Annotated in this window: 26 protein-coding genes and 1 riboswitch; of the genes, 18 read left to right on the top strand and 8 right to left on the bottom strand. The window is 45.5% G+C overall.

Annotation, left to right across the window (positions count from 1 at the left end; all coding sequences use genetic code 11):
* Window positions 1–147 precede the first annotated feature (147 nt).
* On the bottom strand, window positions 148–885 hold the full coding sequence (cwlQ, locus tag BSI_RS09200; protein ID WP_003239267.1) for a bifunctional muramidase/murein lytic transglycosylase: 738 nt from the start codon (window positions 883–885) through the stop codon (window positions 148–150).
* Window positions 886–899: 14 nt separating this feature from the next.
* Window positions 900–1472, bottom strand: coding sequence for a CYTH domain-containing protein (locus BSI_RS09205; RefSeq protein ID WP_003239265.1), 573 nt, complete (start codon window positions 1470–1472; stop codon window positions 900–902).
* 123 nt (window positions 1473–1595) lie between these two features.
* Between BSI_RS09205 and BSI_RS09210 the strand changes: the two genes are divergently transcribed.
* From BSI_RS09210 to BSI_RS09225, 4 genes are read left to right on the top strand one after another with little or no spacing between them, the layout of a single operon-like run.
* Window positions 1596–1964 (top strand): UPF0738 family protein, encoded by a 369-nt coding sequence (locus BSI_RS09210; RefSeq protein WP_003239263.1) that lies wholly within the window; start codon window positions 1596–1598, stop codon window positions 1962–1964.
* Window positions 1965–1992: 28 nt separating this feature from the next.
* Window positions 1993–2628, top strand: coding sequence for a GTP diphosphokinase (gene yjbM / locus BSI_RS09215; RefSeq protein ID WP_019258066.1), 636 nt, complete (start codon window positions 1993–1995; stop codon window positions 2626–2628).
* Between the two features lie 18 nt (window positions 2629–2646).
* Window positions 2647–3447, top strand: coding sequence for an NAD kinase (locus BSI_RS09220; RefSeq protein ID WP_003224622.1), 801 nt, complete (start codon window positions 2647–2649; stop codon window positions 3445–3447).
* 14 nt (window positions 3448–3461) lie between these two features.
* The gene (locus tag BSI_RS09225) at window positions 3462–4349 is read left to right on the top strand and encodes an RluA family pseudouridine synthase (protein ID WP_003239261.1); all 888 of its coding nucleotides are present in this window, start codon (window positions 3462–3464) and stop codon (window positions 4347–4349) included.
* 237 nt (window positions 4350–4586) lie between these two features.
* On the opposite strand, the gene prpE is transcribed toward BSI_RS09225, so the two are convergent.
* Window positions 4587–5321 carry a bis(5'-nucleosyl)-tetraphosphatase PrpE gene (gene prpE, locus BSI_RS09230; RefSeq protein WP_003239259.1) on the bottom strand — a complete coding sequence of 245 codons (735 nt, stop codon included), beginning with the start codon at window positions 5319–5321 and terminating at the stop codon, window positions 4587–4589.
* Between the two features lie 231 nt (window positions 5322–5552).
* Between prpE and BSI_RS09235 the strand changes: the two genes are divergently transcribed.
* From BSI_RS09235 to cotO, 10 genes are all read left to right on the top strand, one after another.
* Complete coding sequence (locus BSI_RS09235) at window positions 5553–7397, top strand: monovalent cation:proton antiporter family protein (RefSeq protein WP_003239258.1); 1845 nt, start codon at window positions 5553–5555, stop codon at window positions 7395–7397.
* Between the two features lie 61 nt (window positions 7398–7458).
* Window positions 7459–7567: riboswitch (TPP riboswitch) on the top strand.
* A gap of 81 nt (window positions 7568–7648) precedes the next feature.
* The gene (gene tenA, locus BSI_RS09240; RefSeq protein WP_003239257.1) at window positions 7649–8356 is read left to right on the top strand and encodes a thiaminase II; all 708 of its coding nucleotides are present in this window, start codon (window positions 7649–7651) and stop codon (window positions 8354–8356) included.
* Window positions 8334–8951: a thiazole tautomerase TenI gene (tenI, locus tag BSI_RS09245; protein WP_003239255.1), complete on the top strand. Its 618-nt coding sequence runs from the start codon at window positions 8334–8336 to the stop codon at window positions 8949–8951. The genes tenA and tenI overlap by 23 nt, the downstream gene beginning before the upstream one ends.
* Window positions 8935–10044, top strand: coding sequence for a glycine oxidase ThiO (gene thiO, locus BSI_RS09250; protein WP_003239253.1), 1110 nt, complete (start codon window positions 8935–8937; stop codon window positions 10042–10044). The genes tenI and thiO overlap by 17 nt, the downstream gene beginning before the upstream one ends.
* Complete coding sequence (gene thiS, locus BSI_RS09255; RefSeq protein ID WP_072182824.1) at window positions 10044–10244, top strand: sulfur carrier protein ThiS; 201 nt, start codon at window positions 10044–10046, stop codon at window positions 10242–10244. The genes thiO and thiS overlap by 1 nt, the downstream gene beginning before the upstream one ends.
* On the top strand, window positions 10241–11011 hold the full coding sequence (thiG, locus tag BSI_RS09260) for a thiazole synthase (protein WP_080030838.1): 771 nt from the start codon (window positions 10241–10243) through the stop codon (window positions 11009–11011). Before thiS ends, thiG begins: the two co-directional genes overlap by 4 nt.
* Complete coding sequence (gene thiF, locus BSI_RS09265; protein ID WP_003239248.1) at window positions 11008–12018, top strand: thiazole biosynthesis adenylyltransferase ThiF; 1011 nt, start codon at window positions 11008–11010, stop codon at window positions 12016–12018. Before thiG ends, thiF begins: the two co-directional genes overlap by 4 nt.
* Window positions 12019–12036: 18 nt before the next feature.
* Window positions 12037–12852 carry a bifunctional hydroxymethylpyrimidine kinase/phosphomethylpyrimidine kinase gene (gene thiD, locus BSI_RS09270; protein ID WP_003239246.1) on the top strand — a complete coding sequence of 272 codons (816 nt, stop codon included), beginning with the start codon at window positions 12037–12039 and terminating at the stop codon, window positions 12850–12852.
* 135 nt (window positions 12853–12987) lie between these two features.
* Complete coding sequence (gene fabI, locus BSI_RS09275) at window positions 12988–13764, top strand: enoyl-ACP reductase FabI (RefSeq protein WP_003224643.1); 777 nt, start codon at window positions 12988–12990, stop codon at window positions 13762–13764.
* A gap of 101 nt (window positions 13765–13865) precedes the next feature.
* Window positions 13866–14549: a spore coat protein CotO gene (gene cotO, locus BSI_RS09280; protein ID WP_080030837.1), complete on the top strand. Its 684-nt coding sequence runs from the start codon at window positions 13866–13868 to the stop codon at window positions 14547–14549.
* 91 nt (window positions 14550–14640) lie between these two features.
* Here cotO and cotZ read toward each other — a convergent pair whose 3' ends face one another.
* The 5 genes from cotZ to cotV form a co-directional block, all read right to left on the bottom strand.
* On the bottom strand, window positions 14641–15090 hold the full coding sequence (gene cotZ / locus BSI_RS09285; RefSeq protein ID WP_003239244.1) for a spore coat protein CotZ: 450 nt from the start codon (window positions 15088–15090) through the stop codon (window positions 14641–14643).
* Window positions 15091–15217: 127 nt separating this feature from the next.
* Window positions 15218–15706: a spore coat protein CotY gene (cotY, locus tag BSI_RS09290; protein WP_003239243.1), complete on the bottom strand. Its 489-nt coding sequence runs from the start codon at window positions 15704–15706 to the stop codon at window positions 15218–15220.
* 150 nt (window positions 15707–15856) lie between these two features.
* The gene (gene cotX, locus BSI_RS09295) at window positions 15857–16372 is read right to left on the bottom strand and encodes a spore coat protein CotX (protein WP_003239242.1); all 516 of its coding nucleotides are present in this window, start codon (window positions 16370–16372) and stop codon (window positions 15857–15859) included.
* Window positions 16373–16465: 93 nt separating this feature from the next.
* Window positions 16466–16789 (bottom strand): spore coat protein CotW, encoded by a 324-nt coding sequence (cotW, locus tag BSI_RS09300; protein WP_003239241.1) that lies wholly within the window; start codon window positions 16787–16789, stop codon window positions 16466–16468.
* A gap of 40 nt (window positions 16790–16829) precedes the next feature.
* A complete protein-coding gene (gene cotV / locus BSI_RS09305) occupies window positions 16830–17216 on the bottom strand; it encodes a spore coat protein CotV (RefSeq protein WP_003239240.1) in 387 nt (128 codons plus the stop codon).
* 159 nt (window positions 17217–17375) lie between these two features.
* Here cotV and yjcA point away from each other — a divergent pair, with 159 nt between their 5' ends.
* The 4 genes from yjcA to spoVIF all read left to right on the top strand — a co-directional run bounded on the left by yjcA (window position 17376) and on the right by spoVIF (window position 18846).
* A complete protein-coding gene (yjcA, locus tag BSI_RS09310) occupies window positions 17376–17732 on the top strand; it encodes a sporulation protein YjcA (RefSeq protein WP_003239239.1) in 357 nt (118 codons plus the stop codon).
* 283 nt (window positions 17733–18015) lie between these two features.
* Complete coding sequence (yjzK, locus tag BSI_RS09320; protein WP_003239236.1) at window positions 18016–18222, top strand: protein YjzK; 207 nt, start codon at window positions 18016–18018, stop codon at window positions 18220–18222.
* An 81-nt stretch (window positions 18223–18303) separates the two neighbouring features.
* Entirely contained in the window at window positions 18304–18459 is a 156-nt protein-coding gene (yjcZ, locus tag BSI_RS09325; protein WP_003239234.1) for a sporulation protein YjcZ, read from the top strand.
* Window positions 18460–18591: 132 nt separating this feature from the next.
* Complete coding sequence (spoVIF, locus tag BSI_RS09330) at window positions 18592–18846, top strand: sporulation-specific transcription regulator SpoVIF (protein ID WP_003239233.1); 255 nt, start codon at window positions 18592–18594, stop codon at window positions 18844–18846.
* The last annotated feature ends 66 nt before the right edge of the window (window positions 18847–18912 follow it).

Here is an 18912-nt window from a genome sequence, read left to right as displayed (position 1 = left end):
CATTTCTACAAACAAACTGCCTTTTATGCGTTTGATCACAAGTTTCGGCTGACAGCCGGGGTTTGTATTTCATATCATATCACATAAAAATCAGGAATGCGTAAGATTTCACTTCGCAAAAAAACCAGAGGGCAAGAGCCGCTCTGGTTACGCGTAATAAGCTGAGGTTATTTTTTTTACATAGTTTTGTGTTTCTTGGAAAGGAGGAATGCCTCCATATCGGTCAACATTTCCCGGTCCGGCGTTGTAAGCCGCTAATGCCATAGACACATTGCCGTCGTATTTATCCAGCATTTGTTTTAAATATTTCGTTCCGCCCTCCACATTTTGCTGCGGATCCAGCGGATTAGAAACGCCAAGTGAGCTTGCCGTTGACGGCATCAGCTGCATTAAGCCCATCGCACCTGCTCCGCTAACGGCTTTTGCATTAAAGCCTGATTCCTGCTTGATGACGGCACGGATTAGTTTTTCATCGACGCCATATTTATCAGCGGCTTTTTTTATCGCGTTGTCAATGGAGAAGTCTCCTGAACTGATCTGTTTTGCTTCTTGTTTGTTAGAAGCTGAATCTATAGCAGCTGTTTCGGTGCTGTCTGCCGCTTTTGTGATATAACCTGAATTGCTGTTTGTATATGAGTTAAGCCCATAAGCTGAAAGCAGTGACGGCGCTGTAGAATAAGCGCTGTTCAGCAGGCTGAGCGGGCTTGACGATGCATCAGATGCTGTTGGTTGCTGCTGAGATGTCAGGCCGTTTGTATATTGGCTGAGCATAGAGCTGAAGCTTGAGAGCGGGCTTTCCGCATTCTGAGTGCCCGTGTTGCTTGCATTCGATATGGACTGTAAAGCCTGAAGCTGAAGTAAAGCTGCCCAATTCGTTACATTCACGATGTCATTCCACCTTATATAGACTTTCGTTTTTCTTCATAAAAACGCAGAATTTTATTTTTGGTTTCGCGCTGAGGAATGCTGAATTGATGAAGCAGCTTCTCGAAGGCTTGTTTGCCCTCATGCCAGTCTGCCGCTTCAAATTCGATTTCATAGTCCTCTTTATTTAAATATCGGCTGTGGTCTAAAACTATTAAGCCTTTTTCTGTTTCTTTTTCAGCGCGGTTTGTAGCTAAAGATCCAAAATATTGAATGGCGTCTGAATCGATCTGAAGCTTGTGCAGCTGGTCCTTCACAGGGCCTTCGGGAACTGTAAAGCCGGCAAGATTTGATACCTCTGAAAGCCGCTGGTGCGTTTCCAGCAGCCCCACTTCTGCCGGTTCTTTTAACGTCAGGATATACTCACCGTTCTTTCTTCGAATTCGAAGCGCAGCGTGTTTTTGTTTCAGCGCAAAGCTGTCTGTGTCAAAGTAGTGATTCTTTTGATCTGTAAAATCTTTTTCTGTCAGCTGAAGTGCCATTGTTAATTTTTCAAATTCATGTTTGGTCAGCATGTTTTTAAATTCTATTTCAATTTCTTGGCTCATGTTGCTCTTCCTTTCCGCCCTGAAAATCTTATTTTTACTATTATCTCTTGAGATGTTAGGTTTATCAATATCGAGCTTGATATGGTAAAATGAATCTGTACTTTGTTTAAAAAGGAGAGCATTATGCAAAACAGAATCGAAATTTTGAACGCAACATTATCGGATGATCAGCTTCGCCTTGCCTGTGAGACAGAAGGAAACGAAGCGGAACGCAAGCCGTCAGGTCAAATGCTTGTTGATTCTGACCACTTTGCTTTTGTATACATACTTGAATTAGCTGATTCTTTTGAATATGTCATTATAAAGGAACATGTATGGCCGGAACTGAAGCAGGCCCATGCACAAAGAATTCCGGTCGTTTTAGAGGCAGGCGACGAAACCATTGAACTGGCAGGCCTGCATGAGGAGCTGGAGTATCTCTTAGAAAATATTAAAGATAATGCGAACTACGGAGAAGAAATGGAAGAAAAAGTGAAACGCGTGTTTTTATAGAAACTGGTTCGGAATTGGGGGATGTATGATGGATGACAAACAATGGGAGCGTTTTTTAGTGCCGTACCGCCAGGCTGTCGAAGAATTGAAAGTGAAGCTCAAGGGAGTCCGCACGCTTTATGAATACGAGGATGACCATTCACCGGTTGAGTTTGTGACAGGACGCGTCAAGCCTGTGGCGAGCATACTCGAAAAAGCCAGGCGGAAAGGCATACCGATGCATGAAATTGAAACCATGCAGGATATCGCAGGCCTTAGAATCATGTGCCAATTTGTCGATGACATCCAAATCGTAAAAGAGATGCTGTTTGCCAGAAAAGATTTCACCGTTGTGGATCAGAGGGATTATATTGCGGAACATAAAGAGAGCGGATACCGATCATATCATCTTGTCGTGCTGTATCCTTTACAGACGGTGTCCGGAGAAAAGCATGTTCTCGTAGAAATACAGATCCGTACGCTGGCGATGAATTTTTGGGCGACCATTGAGCATTCATTAAATTATAAATACAGCGGAAACATTCCTGAAAAAGTAAAACTAAGGCTTCAGCGTGCTTCTGAAGCGGCTTCCCGGCTTGATGAAGAGATGTCGGAGATCAGGGGTGAAATACAGGAGGCTCAAGCTGCCTTTTCAAGAAAGAAAAAAGGAAGCGAGCAACAATAGGTAAAGGGGAAGAAAAGCATGAAATTTGCCGTATCATCAAAAGGAGATCAAGTTTCTGATACGCTGAAAAGCAAAATACAGGCGTATTTATTGGATTTTGATATGGAACTGGATGAAAATGAACCGGAAATCGTCATTTCAGTCGGAGGCGACGGAACGCTTTTGTATGCTTTTCACAGATACAGCGACCGCTTGGACAAAACAGCATTTGTCGGCGTTCATACGGGTCATCTGGGGTTTTATGCCGACTGGGTTCCTCATGAAATTGAAAAGCTTGTTCTCGCGATTGCGAAAACGCCGTACCATACAGTCGAATATCCGCTTCTCGAAGTGATTGTGACTTATCACGAAAACGAGCGGGAAGAAAGATATTTAGCCTTGAATGAATGTACGATTAAAAGCATAGAAGGAAGTCTTGTGGCTGATGTGGAAATCAAGGGACAGCTCTTTGAAACCTTCCGAGGCGACGGCCTCTGCCTGTCAACGCCATCCGGCAGCACAGCCTACAATAAGGCGCTGGGCGGAGCGATTATTCATCCATCTATCAGAGCGATCCAGCTTGCGGAAATGGCTTCTATTAATAACCGCGTATTCCGGACGGTCGGATCGCCGCTGCTTCTCCCTTCCCATCATGATTGCATGATTAAACCGAGAAACGAAGTTGACTTTCAAGTGACGATTGACCATTTAACCCTTCTTCATAAGGATGTAAAGTCGATCCGCTGCCAGGTTGCATCCGAAAATGTGAGGTTTGCGAGATTCCGTCCGTTTCCATTTTGGAAAAGAGTCCAGGATTCGTTTATCGGGAAAGGTGAATAGAAAGAGGACGTATCGTGGAGCATTTTTTTATCAGAAAGAACATCACTTCCGCTGAAGACGGGATGACTGTAAAAGAATATGCCGGAGTACTGGGAATTTCGAAACGGCTGCTGACTGATATCAAGTTTGGCGGGGGAGACCTGCTTATCAACGGTGAGCATGTGACGGTCAAATACGTTTTGAGAGAAGGGGACCTTCTTGTCGTGAAGTTTCCTGAGGAACAGGTGAGCGAGACGTTATTGGCAGAGCCTGTTCCGCTCGATATCCTGTATGAGGATGAACATGTGCTTGTGATAAACAAGCAGCCGTATGTGTCTTCAATTCCTTCGAGAGAGCACCCATCCGGCAGCATTGCCAATGGAATTATCCATCATTATCAAAAAAACGGAGTGCGGGCGACAGTTCATCTTGTCACCCGGCTGGACCGGGATACATCAGGTGTGATGCTTGTTGCTAAGCATCGCTTTGCCCACTCCATTTTATCGTCAGCGCAAAAAAACGGACTTGTGAAACGCCGGTATGCGGCAGTGGTCCACGGGCGGATGACAGGGGAGGGAACAGTCGATGCCCCGATTGGCAGACATCCTGACAGTATTATTGAACGGAGGGTCACACCGGACGGCCAGAAGGCTGTTACTCATTTTTATGTCACACGCGCAACTGACGATATCACCTCGGTGACATTGCAGCTTGAGACTGGACGGACCCACCAAATTCGTGTTCATATGAGCTACCTCGGACACCCGCTGTGCGGCGATACACTGTATGGCGGAACGAGACAGAAAATTGGCCGGCAGGCCCTGCACAGCGAGCATCTTTCGTTTATCCATCCCCTGACGCAGGAGAACATGACGTTCCATGCTGCACTGCCTCAAGATATGAAAGAACTGACAAAATCCTAAAACGGTTTACGTTTTAGGATTTTGTCATCTTTTCAGCATGATTGAAAACCCTTGAAGTCTAGGAAGGACGAGCATTGGAGCAGACTTTCACAGGATGTGATGACGGCGGTGTTTAGGCAGGACGCCTGAGAATTTAGCCGCCGTTCCACTCCGTATTGAGCGCCAACGCGCAGGACTGACAACGAATGCGAGGATTTGTCGACACGCTAAAAGGAGAGAATCATTGATTCTCTCCTTTTATATAGGGCGAAATCTTGATTCATCATAAGGCAGGGAGCTTGGAACAGAGACGGTCTCTATTTCTGGAAAGCGAAAGCCTGTCAGTTTATTTCCGAACACGCAGCCTGTATCGATGTTGATGGTGCGATTGATTTTCCGAGGCTCCTTCACAGGTGTATGGCCGTATACCACCCAAGCCTTTCCGTTATAGGATGCCGCCCAATCACGTCTGACGGGTCTGCCGTCTGGATACGTTTCACCCGTCACATCGCCGTAAAGCACAAAGTCTTTCACTCTGCGGGTATTTTTGCCGATATCGTCAGCCTTTATTCCAGCATGGGCGACAACTAATTCTCCGTTATGTAAGATGTCGTAAAGCGGCGCTGTTTCGTACAGCTTCATAAACTGTTCGCTGACTGCTTTTCTTTCTTCTTTAGAAAGTTCTTCAAGCTCCGCCGCTGTTGTTTCGAGACCATGCATTACTTTCACCGGATTTCCTTTTAAGTAGCGGTACAGTTTATTGCAATGATTTCCCGGGACATAACGCACAGCGCCTTTTTCGTAAGCGCCGGCTACAAAGCGGATCACCTCTATCGATTTGGGCCCTCTGTCAGTCAAATCTCCGGCAAAAACAAGCACCCTGCCTTCCTCGTGGACAGGTACTCCATTTTTAATTGTATAGCCAAGCTTCTGGATTAATTCAGTCATTTCGTCATAGCAGCCATGAATATCGCTGATTATATCGTAAGCCATGCGGTATCCTCCTTGCCGATTGTTTTATTTATTATGAAGCAAAGTGCTGTGAGTCATCACAAGCTTTTATGTGCAAATTATAGAAGAATCATTTTCTAAACAGGATTAAGACCTTATTACTTTATTTTTTGTCTTGACCCTTGTTAAAATCGCGTTATGTTTTTTAAAAATGAGGTTCTGTTCTTTGATAGAGAACTGGCATAACCCTGATCTAAAAAGGAGGTTCTGATTATGGCGCATACATCTGTCGCATCTTTAGTTGTTGTACTTATCGTTGCATTTTTGACACCCATCCTTTTGCATCGATTTAAACTTAGCATCCCGGTTGTTGTTGCTGAAATCATTATGGGGCTGATTATTGGAAAAAGCGGTCTTAATTTAGTTGTGGAGGGTGATACATGGCTCCAGACGCTCTCTATGCTCGGATTTATCTTTTTAATGTTTTTAAGCGGGCTTGAAATTGATTTTTCATCGTTTGAGAAAGGAAAGAAAAAGCAGCTCCTGCCGAACGGAAAGGAAGCGCCTAATACGTTTGCTGCGGCATCTATAATTTTTGCCGGTATTTTTATTTTATCATTGCTGCTGTCCTATGGGTTCGTCTTGGCAGGATTTATCCAAAATGCTTTTTTAATGACGCTTATTATTTCAACGATTTCGTTGGGCGTTGTCGTTCCAACGTTGAAAGAAGAACGGATCATGAATTCAAATATCGGGCAAATTATTTTGCTCGTTGCTGTTATTGCGGATTTGGCCACGATGATTCTTCTTGCTGTTTTTTCTTCTTTATACGGAGAGGACAGCGGAAACATGTGGCTCCTGATGATCCTATTCGCAGCCGGAGTGGTGCTTTACTTTTTCGGCCGGGTCTTTAAACATCGCTCTTTTGTTCAGACCATGTCAAAAGGGACGATCCAGATCGGAACGCGTGCCATTTTTACGTTAATTATCGTACTCGTTGCCCTGTCTGAATCACTAGGGGCAGAAAATATTCTCGGCGCTTTCTTAGCGGGGGTTCTTGTTTCCCTTCTTTCACCAAACAAAGAACTTGTTCAGCAGCTGGATTCATTCGGTTACGGGTTCTTAATACCGATTTTCTTTGTGATGGTCGGCGTGAAGCTGGATATTTGGACTCTTTTCCAAGATCGAACCATTTTAATCATGATTCCGCTCCTGCTGTTGGCGCTGTTAATAAGCAAAATCATTCCTGTCATGTACTTGAAGAAGTGGTATGATAATCGAACAGTTTTGGCGTCTGGTTTCCTGCTGACATCAACCCTTTCGCTCGTGATTGCCGCTGCGACAATCGGCCAGCAGCTTCACGTGATCAGCGCAAATATGTCAGGAGCGCTGATTTTAGTAGCAGTTATTGCCAGTATTTTTACGCCGATCTGTTTTAAAAAATTATACAAACGGGAGGAGCAGCCGGAGGAGAAAAAGACGATTGCGTTTATCGGCGCCAACCAAATGACTCTGCCTGTTACACTTGAATTGCCTGAGAACGAGTATGACGTGCGTGTTGTGCACGTCTACCAAGAGAATGCAGAGGAAAAGCTGTCAGAATCAGTGTTTACGGTTGAAACGATTTCTGATTATGAGCCTGAAACCCTAGACTCACTCGGTATTTTTGATGCGGATATTCTTGTTGTCGCGACAGGGAATGAAGACATGAATGCCGACATTGCATTACTTGCAAAAGAAAAAGGCACAGAAAGAGTCATTGCCAGCGTCGGATCACCCGAGAATGAAGCAGCTTTGAAGGAGCAGGGGATCAGCATCTTTTCTATTCTGTTGTCGACAAAAACGCTGCTTCGCGCGCTGATAGAAGCGCCTGGCGTCATGAAGCTGCTCACGAACCAGGAGTCTTCGCTGTATCAAATTAATATGGAAAACAGCAAATACGACGGTGTCATTTTGCGGGAATTCCCTTTAACAGGCGACGTCATCTTTGTCAGGATTTTCAGAGGTGTGGACAGCATCGTTCCTCATGGGGATACAAGGCTGAAACTGGGAGACCGCTTAATTGTCACCGGATCTCGGGCGTACGTAACGGATCTTAAGAAAACATTGGAAGGTTAAACCTTGACCAAATAGGGATTCGTGTTAATATAGAGGTGCAGAACAATTCAATATGTATTCGTATAACCACTAGGGGTGTCCTTCATAAGGGCTGAGATAAAAGTGTGACTTTTAGACCCTCATAACTTGAACAGGTTCAGACCTGCGTAGGGAAGTGGAGCGGTATTTGTGTTATTTTACTATGCCAATTCCAAACCACTTTTCCTTGCGGGAAAGTGGTTTTTTTATTTTTCAGACAGGGGGAATGACGTGTGAAGTTTTCAGAAGAATGCCGCAGTGCAGCCGCAGAATGGTGGGAGGGGAGCTTTGTCCATCCGTTCGTTCAGGGAATCGGTGACGGAACGCTTCCGATTGACCGTTTTAAATACTACGTGCTTCAGGATTCATATTATTTAACGCATTTTGCGAAGGTGCAATCGTTCGGCGCCGCTTATGCGAAGGACCTTTATACAACGGGACGGATGGCAAGCCACGCCCAAGGTACATATGAGGCGGAAATGGCGCTTCATCGCGAATTTGCGGAGCTGTTGGAAATCAGTGAAGAAGAGCGTAAGGCGTTTAAGCCGTCTCCTACGGCGTACTCTTATACATCCCATATGTACCGTTCGGTTTTGAGCGGGAATTTTGCTGAGATATTAGCGGCCCTGCTGCCATGCTACTGGCTGTATTACGAGGTTGGCGAGAAATTGCTGACATGTGATCCGGGGCATCCGATTTATCAGAAGTGGATCAGCACATACGGCGGTGACTGGTTCAAACAGCAGGTTGAAGAGCAAATCAATCGCTTTGATGAGCTGGCGGAAAACAGCACGGAGGAAGTGCGTGCCAAAATGAAAGAGAATTTTGTTATTTCCAGTTTCTATGAATATCAATTTTGGGGAATGGCCTACCGAAAAGAAGGCTGGTCCGACCGCGGCATAAAAGAGGTGGAGGAATTTGGAGCTTCACGCCATAACTGATGACTGCAAGCCGGTTGAAGAGTTAGCAAGAGCAATTATAGCTATTCAGAATGAAGTTGATTATATTCACATTCGGGAACGGTCAAAATCGGCCGCCGACATTTTGAAACTGCTCGGGCTTATGTCCGAAGGCGGTGTTGAGAAGAGAAAACTGGTCATGAACGGGCGGGTGGATATTGCGCTTTTTTCTACGATTCATCGCGTGCAGCTGCCAAGCAGCAGCTTTTCACCAAAGCAGGTCAGAGCCAGATTTCCTCACCTTCATATCGGACGGTCCGTGCATTCACTGGAGGAAGCGGTTCAAGCAGAAAAGGAAGACGCAGACTACGTGTTGTTCGGCCATGTGTTTGAAACAGATTGCAAAAAGGGTCTTGAAGGCAGAGGTGTGTCTTTGCTGTCAGATATTAAACAGCGGATTTCCATCCCGGTTATTGCCATCGGCGGTATGACGCCAGACAGATTAAGAGACGTAAAACTAGCAGGAGCAGACGGCATCGCTGTCATGTCGGGAATTTTTTCTGATGCTAACCCTTTGGAAGCTGCCAGACGATATTCCCGCAAGCTAAAGGAGATGCGCTATGAAAAGGCATTATGATGCAGTTGTCATTGGAGGCGGAATTATCGGTTCCGCGATTGCTTATCATTTGGCAAAGGAAAACAAAAGCACCGCATTGTTTGAAAGCGGAACAATGGGCAGCAGAACGACAAGTGCCGCTGCCGGGATGCTGGGCGCCCATGCTGAGTGCGAGGAACGTGACGCGTTTTTTGACTTCGCCATGCACAGCCAGCGTCTGTATAAAGGCCTTGGTGAGGAGCTTTATACATTATCCGGTATTGATATCAGGCAGCATAACGGTGGTATGTTTAAGCTTGCGTTTTCTGAAGAAGACGTGCTGCGGCTGAGGAAGATGGATGACTTGGATTCAGTCAGCTGGCATACAAAAGAAGAGGTGTTAGAAAAAGAGCCGTATACGTCTGGTGACATTTTCGGGGCATCCTTGATTCAGGATGATGTGCATGTTGAGCCTTATTTTGTTTGCAAGGCATATGCGAAAGCAGCGAAAGCGCTTGGTGCAGAGATTTTTGAACATACTCCTGTTCTGCATGTTGAACGTGACGGTGAAGCTCTGTCCATCGAGACGCCGGGTGGTAACGTATGGGCGGATCATGTCGCGGTTGCCAGCGGGGTGTGGAGCGGAATGTTTTTTAAACAGCTCGGGCTGAATCATTCATTTTTCCCTGTAAAAGGGGAATGCCTGTCTGTTTGGAATGATGATATACCGCTGACAAAAACACTTTACCATGACCATTGCTATATCGTACCGAGAAAAAGCGGCAGACTGGTTGTCGGCGCGACGATGAAGCCGGGTGACTGGAGTGAAACACCGGATCTTGGCGGCCTGGAATCTGTTATGAAAAAAGCAAAAACGATGATGCCGGCTATTCAGAATATGAAGGTGGATCGTTTTTGGGCGGGACTGCGGCCGGGAACAAAGGATGGGAAACCGTACATCGGCAGACACCCTGAGGACAGCCGTATTTTATTTGCGGCGGGCCATTTCAGAAATGGGATTCTGCTTGCTCCAGCAACGGGCGCTTTGATTGGTGATCTCATCATGAATAAAGAGGTCAATCAAGACTGGCTGCACGCATTCCGAATTGATCGCAAGGAGGCGGTTCAGATATGATGCTACAGCTGAACGGTAAAGACGTGAAGTGGGAAAAAGACACAGGTACAATTCAAGACCTGCTGGCGTCTTATCAGCTTGAAAATAAAATCGTTATCGTTGAAAGAAATAAAGAAATTATCGGCAAAGAACATTATCACGAGGTAGAGCTTTGTGATCGCGATGTCATCGAAATTGTCCATTTTGTAGGAGGGGGATGAGCATGTTAACAATTGGCGGGAAATCATTTCAATCAAGGTTGCTGCTGGGCACGGGGAAATACCCATCGTTTGAAATCCAAAAGGAAGCGGTGGCTGTTTCCGAGTCTGATATTTTAACATTTGCTGTGCGGAGAATGAACATCTTTGAAGCGTCTCAGCCTAATTTTCTGGAACAGCTTGATTTATCCAAATATACGCTTCTGCCGAATACAGCAGGCGCCAGTACCGCTGAAGAAGCGGTCCGGATTGCAAGGCTGGCAAAAGCGTCAGGTCTTTGTGACATGATTAAAGTCGAAGTCATCGGATGCAGCCGTTCCTTGCTGCCTGATCCTGTAGAGACATTAAAAGCGTCTGAACAGCTTCTAGAAGAAGGCTTTATTGTGCTCCCGTACACATCAGATGATGTTGTGCTGGCAAGAAAACTCGAAGAGCTCGGTGTTCATGCTATCATGCCGGGTGCATCACCGATCGGATCGGGCCAAGGAATCTTAAATCCTTTGAATTTGTCATTTATTATTGAACAGGCAAAAGTGCCGGTCATCGTGGATGCCGGAATCGGATCGCCGAAAGATGCGGCATACGCAATGGAACTTGGTGCGGACGGCGTACTCCTCAATACGGCTGTATCAGGCGCGAATGATCCTGTGAAAATGGCTCGTGCCATGAAGCTCGCGGTGGAAGCAGGACGCCTGTCTTATGAAGCGGGCCGCATTCCGTTGAAGCGATACGGAACGGCAAGCAGTCCGGGAGAAGGTCTTCCTGTATGACGGACAGGTACTCCAGGCAGGAGCTGTTTGCTCCGATCGGCCCAGCCGGCCAGAAGAAATTGAAAGAAGCGCGCGCCGTAATTATCGGCGCCGGCGCGCTTGGAACAGCCAGTGCAGAAATGCTGGTCAGAGCGGGAGTCGGTTCTGTGAAGATTGCCGACAGAGATTACGTTGAATGGAGCAACCTGCAGCGCCAGCAGCTATATACAGAAGATGATGTCAAAAAAGAAATGCCGAAAGCGGCCGCTGCTGAGCAGCGTCTCCGTTCGATTAACAGCGATGTTGATGTGACGGGCCTTGTCATGGATGTGACAGCGGAAAATATCTTCGACCTGATTAGGGGCGCTTCGATCATTGTGGATGCGGCCGATAATTTTGAAACCCGCCTGATCGTAAATGATGCTGCGGTAAAAGAAGGGATTCCTTTTCTTTACGGTGCCTGTGTAGGAAGCTACGGTCTGACCTTTACCGTAGTGCCGGGATCGACCCCCTGCCTGCATTGCTTGCTCGATACACTTCCGATTGGCGGCGCGACATGTGACACAGCCGGCATCATCAGTCCGGCTGTTTTGCAGGTAGCAGTCTTTCAGGTGACAGACGCGCTGAAGCTGCTGACGGGAGAAGAATGCGAGCCGGTGCTGCGCTCTTTTGACTTATGGAAAAATGAGCGGTCAGAGGTGAGAGCAGCGGGTCTCAAACATGACACATGCCCAAGCTGCGGCACAAAGGATTTTCCGTTTTTGTCATATGAAAACCAAACAAAAGCGGCTGTATTGTGCGGCAGGAACACGGTGCAAATCAGATCATCCTTTACAAAAGAAGCTGATCTTGAAGTGCTTGCCGGTCAGCTGAGACAGGCTGGGCTTGAAGTAGCCGCGAATCCGTATTTAATTTCCTGTCGCTCGGATGATATGAAAATGGTGCTGTTCCAGGACGGCAGAGCGTTGATCCATGGAACGAATGATATTGCCCGGGCAAAATCCATTTATCATAAATGGATCGGGTAATAAAAGGAGTGTAGTGTAATGAGTATATATAAAGCATTGACAATCGCCGGCTCTGATTCAGGCGGCGGCGCAGGGATACAGGCAGATATTAAAACCTTTCAGGAGCTTGATGTTTTCGGTATGTCTGCGATTACGGCGGTAACCGCTCAAAATACGCTTGGTGTGCATGGGGTGTATCCGCTGACTGTAGAGGCGCTGAGACAGCAAATTGATGCTGTTGCCGAGGATTTGAGACCTGACGCCGTAAAAACGGGAATGCTCTGGAATGCCGAAATGATTGAAGAAGTGGCAAGAAAAATTGACGAGTATGAGTTTAACCGTGTGATTGTTGATCCAGTTATGATCGCAAAGGGAGGTGCATCCCTGCTGCGCGATGAATCAGTTGCAACCTTAGAGGAGCTGCTCATTCCAAGAAGCTACGCGATTACGCCGAATGTTCCGGAAGCAGAAACGCTGACAGGAATGACTATCCGCTCGCTGGATGACCGAAAAAAAGCAGCGGAGCAGCTCGTAAAGATGGGTGCGCAGAATGTGATTATCAAAGGCGGGCACCAGCCTGAGGACAATAACATTACTGATCTTCTTTTTGATGGGAACATGTTTATGCAAATCAGCCATCCCTATATTGATACGAAGCATACGCATGGCACAGGCTGCACCTTTGCTGCGGCTTTAACAGCCCAAACCGCTAAAGGAGACAGCATCCATCAGGCATTCGAGGTCGCGGCCAACTTTGTCCGCGAAGCGGTGGAAAATACGCTTGGGATCGGATCAGGACACGGGCCGACAAACCATTTTGCCTTTAAACGAAACAGCTTAAATACAAGGCGATGAGATCACCAGCTGATGGTGATCTCTTTCGCGTTTGCTACGGTATGCGCTTTTCATCTGGTCAAGGTTATGATATGATAGGAATTAAGATCAGGTACTAATACTATGTCTTTATTAAATATAGGAGGCTTTATACATATGAATTTTTCACTTGAAGGCCGCAACATTGTTGTGATGGGGGTAGCCAACAAACGCAGTATCGCATGGGGAATTGCGCGCTCTTTACATGAAGCGGGAGCACGTTTGATTTTTACATACGCAGGAGAACGCCTGGAGAAATCTGTTCACGAGCTTGCCGGAACGTTAGAACGCAACGATTCCATCATCCTTCCTTGCGACGTAACAAACGACGCGGAAATCGAAACTTGCTTCGCAAGCATTAAGGAGCAGGTCGGTGTGATCCACGGTATCGCGCATTGTATCGCGTTTGCCAATAAAGAAGAGCTTGTCGGCGAATACTTAAACACAAATCGTGACGGCTTCCTTTTGGCTCATAACATCAGCTCATACTCTCTGACAGCTGTTGTGAAAGCTGCCCGTCCGATGATGACTGAAGGCGGAAGCATTGTCACTTTGACTTACCTTGGCGGAGAGCTTGTTATGCCGAACTACAACGTCATGGGTGTAGCGAAAGCTTCTCTTGATGCAAGTGTGAAATACTTAGCTGCTGACTTAGGAAAAGAAAATATCCGCGTCAACAGCATTTCTGCCGGCCCGATCAGAACGTTATCTGCTAAAGGCATCAGCGATTTCAACTCCATCTTAAAAGACATTGAAGAGCGTGCGCCGCTTCGCCGCACGACAACACCTGAAGAAGTGGGCGATACAGCTGCGTTCTTATTCAGCGATATGTCCCGAGGCATTACAGGTGAAAATCTTCACGTTGATTCAGGTTTCCATATCACTGCCCGCTAAGCAGGATCTATGCCAAGCAATCCCGAAACAGGGATTGCTTTTTTATTTCTTCTGATTTTCAGCTTTCTGTCATATAGATAGAATATGACACAATCGGAGGGATGAAGATGTCTAATAAGAAAAGAAACGCGGATAAAAAACCGCTCATGTATATTGTTCAGCCGGATTATGCAGAAACAACAAGGTCATCCATGCAGGAGATTGTCATCAAAAAAAAGGCCAACAAACCCGCTCCGCCAAAAGCAGAGGAAAAGCCGGTTTACGATGAGAAACAGCAGGAGGAAGCTGCGGCAAAGGATGTCCAGCAAGCAGAACAAAAGCCTGCAGCTGAACCAGTGAGTCAGCAAACACAAGAGGTAAGAGAGCCAGAGCACATAAAGAATCAGCAGGAACAGAAAGCAGAGCCGCAGGCCGTTGAAGAAACCGTCGAACACGAGCCTCCGAAAGCAGAAAAAAAGGAAGAGCCTGCACTTGAGGCTCGGAAGCCTGAAAAAGAACCGGAAGCTGTCCATAGTGCCGCTAAAGCGGAGGAAAAAACTCCGCCGGCAAGAAAAGTGAAAAAACCGATGAGCAAGATGTCTATTCATGAAAAAATTGATTTTTTAACAAAGCTGCCGCATAACATGCCGAGAGCGCTTTGTTTGATTGAAGCCAATGGAAGAACGTACAGGGGCGTGATTGTCGGAAGAAGAAATGATTCCGTTCTGCTTCGAACAACCGGCAACGGAGCCCCGACTGAGCTGGCAATCGACGACATTACCTCTCTGCACCCGCTCGGTTTTTAATGAAAATGAAAAAGCTGCCCGGCAGATGTTCCCGGACAGCTTTTTTACATAGAGAAAAGCCTGCAGGCCTGCAAGCTTTTCAGCATTATCATTAATGATGATGGTGCGTGCGATTGATTAATCGAGGATTTAAGCAGTTGATTGCGCAGAAGCAGTCTAAGTCCACTTCAATACAGTAGTTCGTTTTTTCAAGTCGGAAGACTTCACACACCGTATCTTTATCGGTGAAGTCCAAAATGTGTTTGTGTTCGTCAAATGCGATTAATAATGACAGTGTTGCGCAGCTTCCATGCACTCTTTCGACCCTGAAAAATACAGTATTAAAGCAAGGGCCGTTATCGAGTTCGCCGACATTTCCGAAGGCGACTAATGGCGTTGATTTCGATGTAAATATTGCAAAAGGCACTGTGTCGCCTAACGAATGGCTTACAGATAAAAGCTTAGAGTGGCAGCCGGTCGGGCAGTCCTCTTCAACAGCGTTTTGCAGTTCTTCAATATTTTCTACAGCTTCACGCACGCAGCTTGATGTTTTCTGGCTCATATTATCCCTCCTGCCTTATAAATTTGAGACTGGCGAAATGATGGAGAGTCAGCTGCCTCACGCTGGAAGCAGCTGAATGATTTGCACCTGTAATAGAGTTTGGAAGGGGATTCCTCTTTACAAGTGTTTATCCATTGTGATGATGCTTTTTATCTTTATGAGGCGATGTTCTGTCAACTAACTCTGGTGACAGGCATTGAATCGCACAGAAGCATCCGAGATCGACTTCAATGCAGAAATCTGTTTTTTCTAGCCCGAAGAAATCCGGGTCGCAAGGGTGGCAAACACTTAAGGTATCGCCTTTGACATCGACCGGGCGTAAAATAGAAAGTGTTGCACAGCAATCGCATAATTTTTCGACGCGGAAGAAAATGGATTCAAAGCATTGCATATCATCCACAAATCCCCCCACGTTTCCGAATGTGGAGAACAATCCGCCTTTTTTATCAAAAACGAGAAACGGAATTGTGTCTTTTCCAGCAATCGTAGGGTTTAAAAGGTTGGTATAGCAGCCAGTCGGACACTGTTCTTCAACTGCCTCCTGCTCTGCTAAAATCTTTTCCACTGCATCGCATACACAGTTCTCATGCCGGCCATGGGTTTTTCCGCAGCTCATTGATTTCAGCTCCTTCTTTATAGGGTATTTGACTTTAGTCCTTAACAACATATGTACCCGTGCCCCACTTGGTGTGGGTGAACGTCTATATATTCATCATATGCTTGGAAAATAAGAAAAAGCAGAGCGTTTTTAGCTCTGCTTTTAGATTTAGAGGACGAGTGTGATTGCTAAGAGTGCCACAAGTGTGTTAGTAGCTGTGGAAACCAATGTTGCTATATCAGCATCTACTGTTGTGATATTTACGCCGCGGGAGCATTCGATGAGAAGTTTTTGACGGTTTACTTGTTTGTTAGCTGACAGCTGCAATAAATCTTGTGCGACTAATTCGGCAATTACTCCATCTGCAATGGATGTGAGAGCTACTGTTAGGACAGCTGCATTAACCGCCGTTACAACTGATGTTACGGCTTGAACGTCTGTAGATGAAACGTTGATATCACAAGAGTCTCTAATAATAATCGTCTCATCGGAGACTTGTTTATTGAGGTTTGCCTGAGCTAGATTTTGGTCAATGAAGGCATTGTCGTTGCCAAAAAACCCATTGCCATTACAGCAAACATCGCAATGACATTTTCTATCTTCTTTTTTTTCTTTTTCTTTTTCGTCTAACGGATGGTCGCAGTCAGGATCAAGTGCAACCCAAGAATATGGTCTGCTTTCCATATCTATTCCTCCTTTTCTTTTACTGTTATTAAATGAGCGAGCCTCTTACTTTGACTGAGTCATATATCTTGATGAAGCGCCCTATTTTTATGATTAATTTGAATTGTTATTGTTTTGCCGTCTTTGTCTGAGCTGTTCGATTAATTGCTCTCTGCGGCTTAGCGGTTTTGCGTTCTTTTGCTCTTGCGCGGCTGTTTCTTCTTTTTTCTTCTTTTGGTTTTCTATTAACGCTTGTGATTTAGCTTGCAAGTCTTTTACCAGATTCAAGAGCATTTCTTTTTCTTCGTCTGATACTTTTTTCATTTTGTCTTTTGTGACGCCATGTTTAGAAAATATATTTTGTACCAGCATTTTCGTCATCGGATCAGCTTCCGGAAGCTTTGCAAGCTCTTCTTTGATTTTATCGTTATCTGACATTTGTTTTCACCTCGGCTTTTAAGTTTGTGAAAAGAAAGGGTTAAAGGACGTCAAGTTCATTGAGAATGCTGTTTAGCACCTGAAGCAAAATTTGTACAAAGGTTATTATTTCGTCGGCAGACAAAGTGATCTTGATATTTCGGCTGTTGATAATTTTAATGATTGTTCTTTTTTTGATTTGGGAGTTATCGAGAATGAGTATTTCGCTTGCTACTGTGTCAGCCAAGTCCTCGTCGGCGATGACGAGCTGTGTCACCAGGATAATCAATGTTGTGACCAAGGCTTGTATAGAAAGGGCAGATGTTATATGTGATGTATCTATTGTGATATTTTCGCAATCAATCACTTCGATCTGCTGTTCGAATTCGCTTGATAATTGCTCAAATATTGCAGGATGCAGGGATTCAACTTTTTCTTCAAATGACATAACCTTCACTCCTTTCTTATCCATACTCTATATAATGCAAATGGGGTGCAGAGCGGAATAATAAAAATAACCAATTTTGCAACGGACAAGATACAATTCATGAAGAATAGGGTTTTGGCATATATGTGAAGGGATCATGATTGGCAAAGGAGTGAACAAGTGGTTATTAATGGGATGACAATTGCTCTTCTTTCGCTTGCGGTCTTTCGGCTCGCCCGCCTGCTGGTGTTTGACACGATTATGGCACCGCTTCGCAGCCTGTTTCATGAAGAGAAGGAGGAAAAGGATGCGGACGGGAACATTGAAACGTATATCGTCATTAAGGGAACAGGTGTCAGGGCGTTTATTGGTGAATTGCTGAGCTGCTATTGGTGCACAGGTGTGTGGTGCGCCGGCTTTTTGATATTGTGCCAGGCTTTCATTCCAGAGGCAGCGCAGTGGCTGATTTTACTGCTGGCGATCGCCGGTCTTGCCGGCATTATAGAAACGCTCGTATCAAAATGGCTGCAAGAATGAGGCATTCCCACCAGCAACTTTTCACTAGCATCAGCATAAAGTAGCATATATGACATAAGGAAAGGAAGGGATCAAAGTGAATCAATTCAATAAACCTTCCCAAAAAACTCCATATACAGATTCATCATATCAAACTAAAAAGATCAAAAAGAAAGGCTGCGGGTGCGGAAATAAAAAGAAAAAGCCTCAATAGCCTGGCAAAGAAACCGGAGACCTCCGGTTTTTTGTTTTTTTAACGGAGCGCCTTGCTCAGCATATATTATGAGTGGAGGGATGGATACCAGTGAATGAGTTTGAAAAATGGATAGAAGGAAGATATGAACCTCATGAACAAAAGCAAAAAGAGCATGAAGACATCTTGAGCAGTATCAGAAAAGACTTGGATGCATTTGATGAAGCCGGTAGGGCGTTTGAAGAGGAGATTGAAGAGCTGGCTGAAAAAACCGAAGCCTTACTCAAAAAGCGCCAGGCTCAGTACGAACAATCATAAATCCGCAATCGCCCTATGCGTTTATCCAAGCCGAATAAAACGGCTCACATAGTGTATAGAGAGTAAAGGAGGTGCTTATCTATGGGCTTTGGATACGGATTCGGAGGAGGCTACGGCGGCGGCTGTTATGGCGGTTATGCTGGCGGTTACGGCGGCGGCTATGGTTCAACATTTGTTCTTTTAGTCGTATTGTTCATTCTCCTTATCATCGTGGGTGCATCTTTTTATAACTTCTAAGGTTTATTGAGGGAAGTACGGGTGATGTCCCGTACTTCCTTGCCTTGTGTTCATTTTTTATTTTTGGAAAAAGCACATTGAACAATGGGTGTTCATACAATACCGTATCACTCCGCCAAAAGGAGGCGTATTATGGATAATCAATTTTTTAAGAACGTCGAAAAGAAAACAGGTGTCAATATGCAGGATGTCATGAATCTTGCCGGCTCCCTTCAAAACGCCAATTTTAAAGACGAAAACACAGTGCGCAGCGTCATTAAGCGCGTAGCGCAGCTGGCAAACAGACGCGTGCCGAAAGAATTAGAAGATAAGATTGTTCATTCCATTACAAGCGGAAAAGAAAAGCTTGATTTTGGTACGATTTCGAAAATGATGGACAATAAATAAGCAGAGGGCCTAGCTGACTCAATGCAGCGGGCCTTTTTTTACTTTATAGAAAAGACCCGGCAGATC

Source organism: Bacillus inaquosorum KCTC 13429 (assembly GCF_000332645.1).
Classification (GTDB): Bacteria; Bacillota; Bacilli; order Bacillales; family Bacillaceae; genus Bacillus; species Bacillus inaquosorum.
Note: the sequence above shows the minus strand (reverse complement) of the source record. Positions and strands in the feature narration are given on the sequence as shown.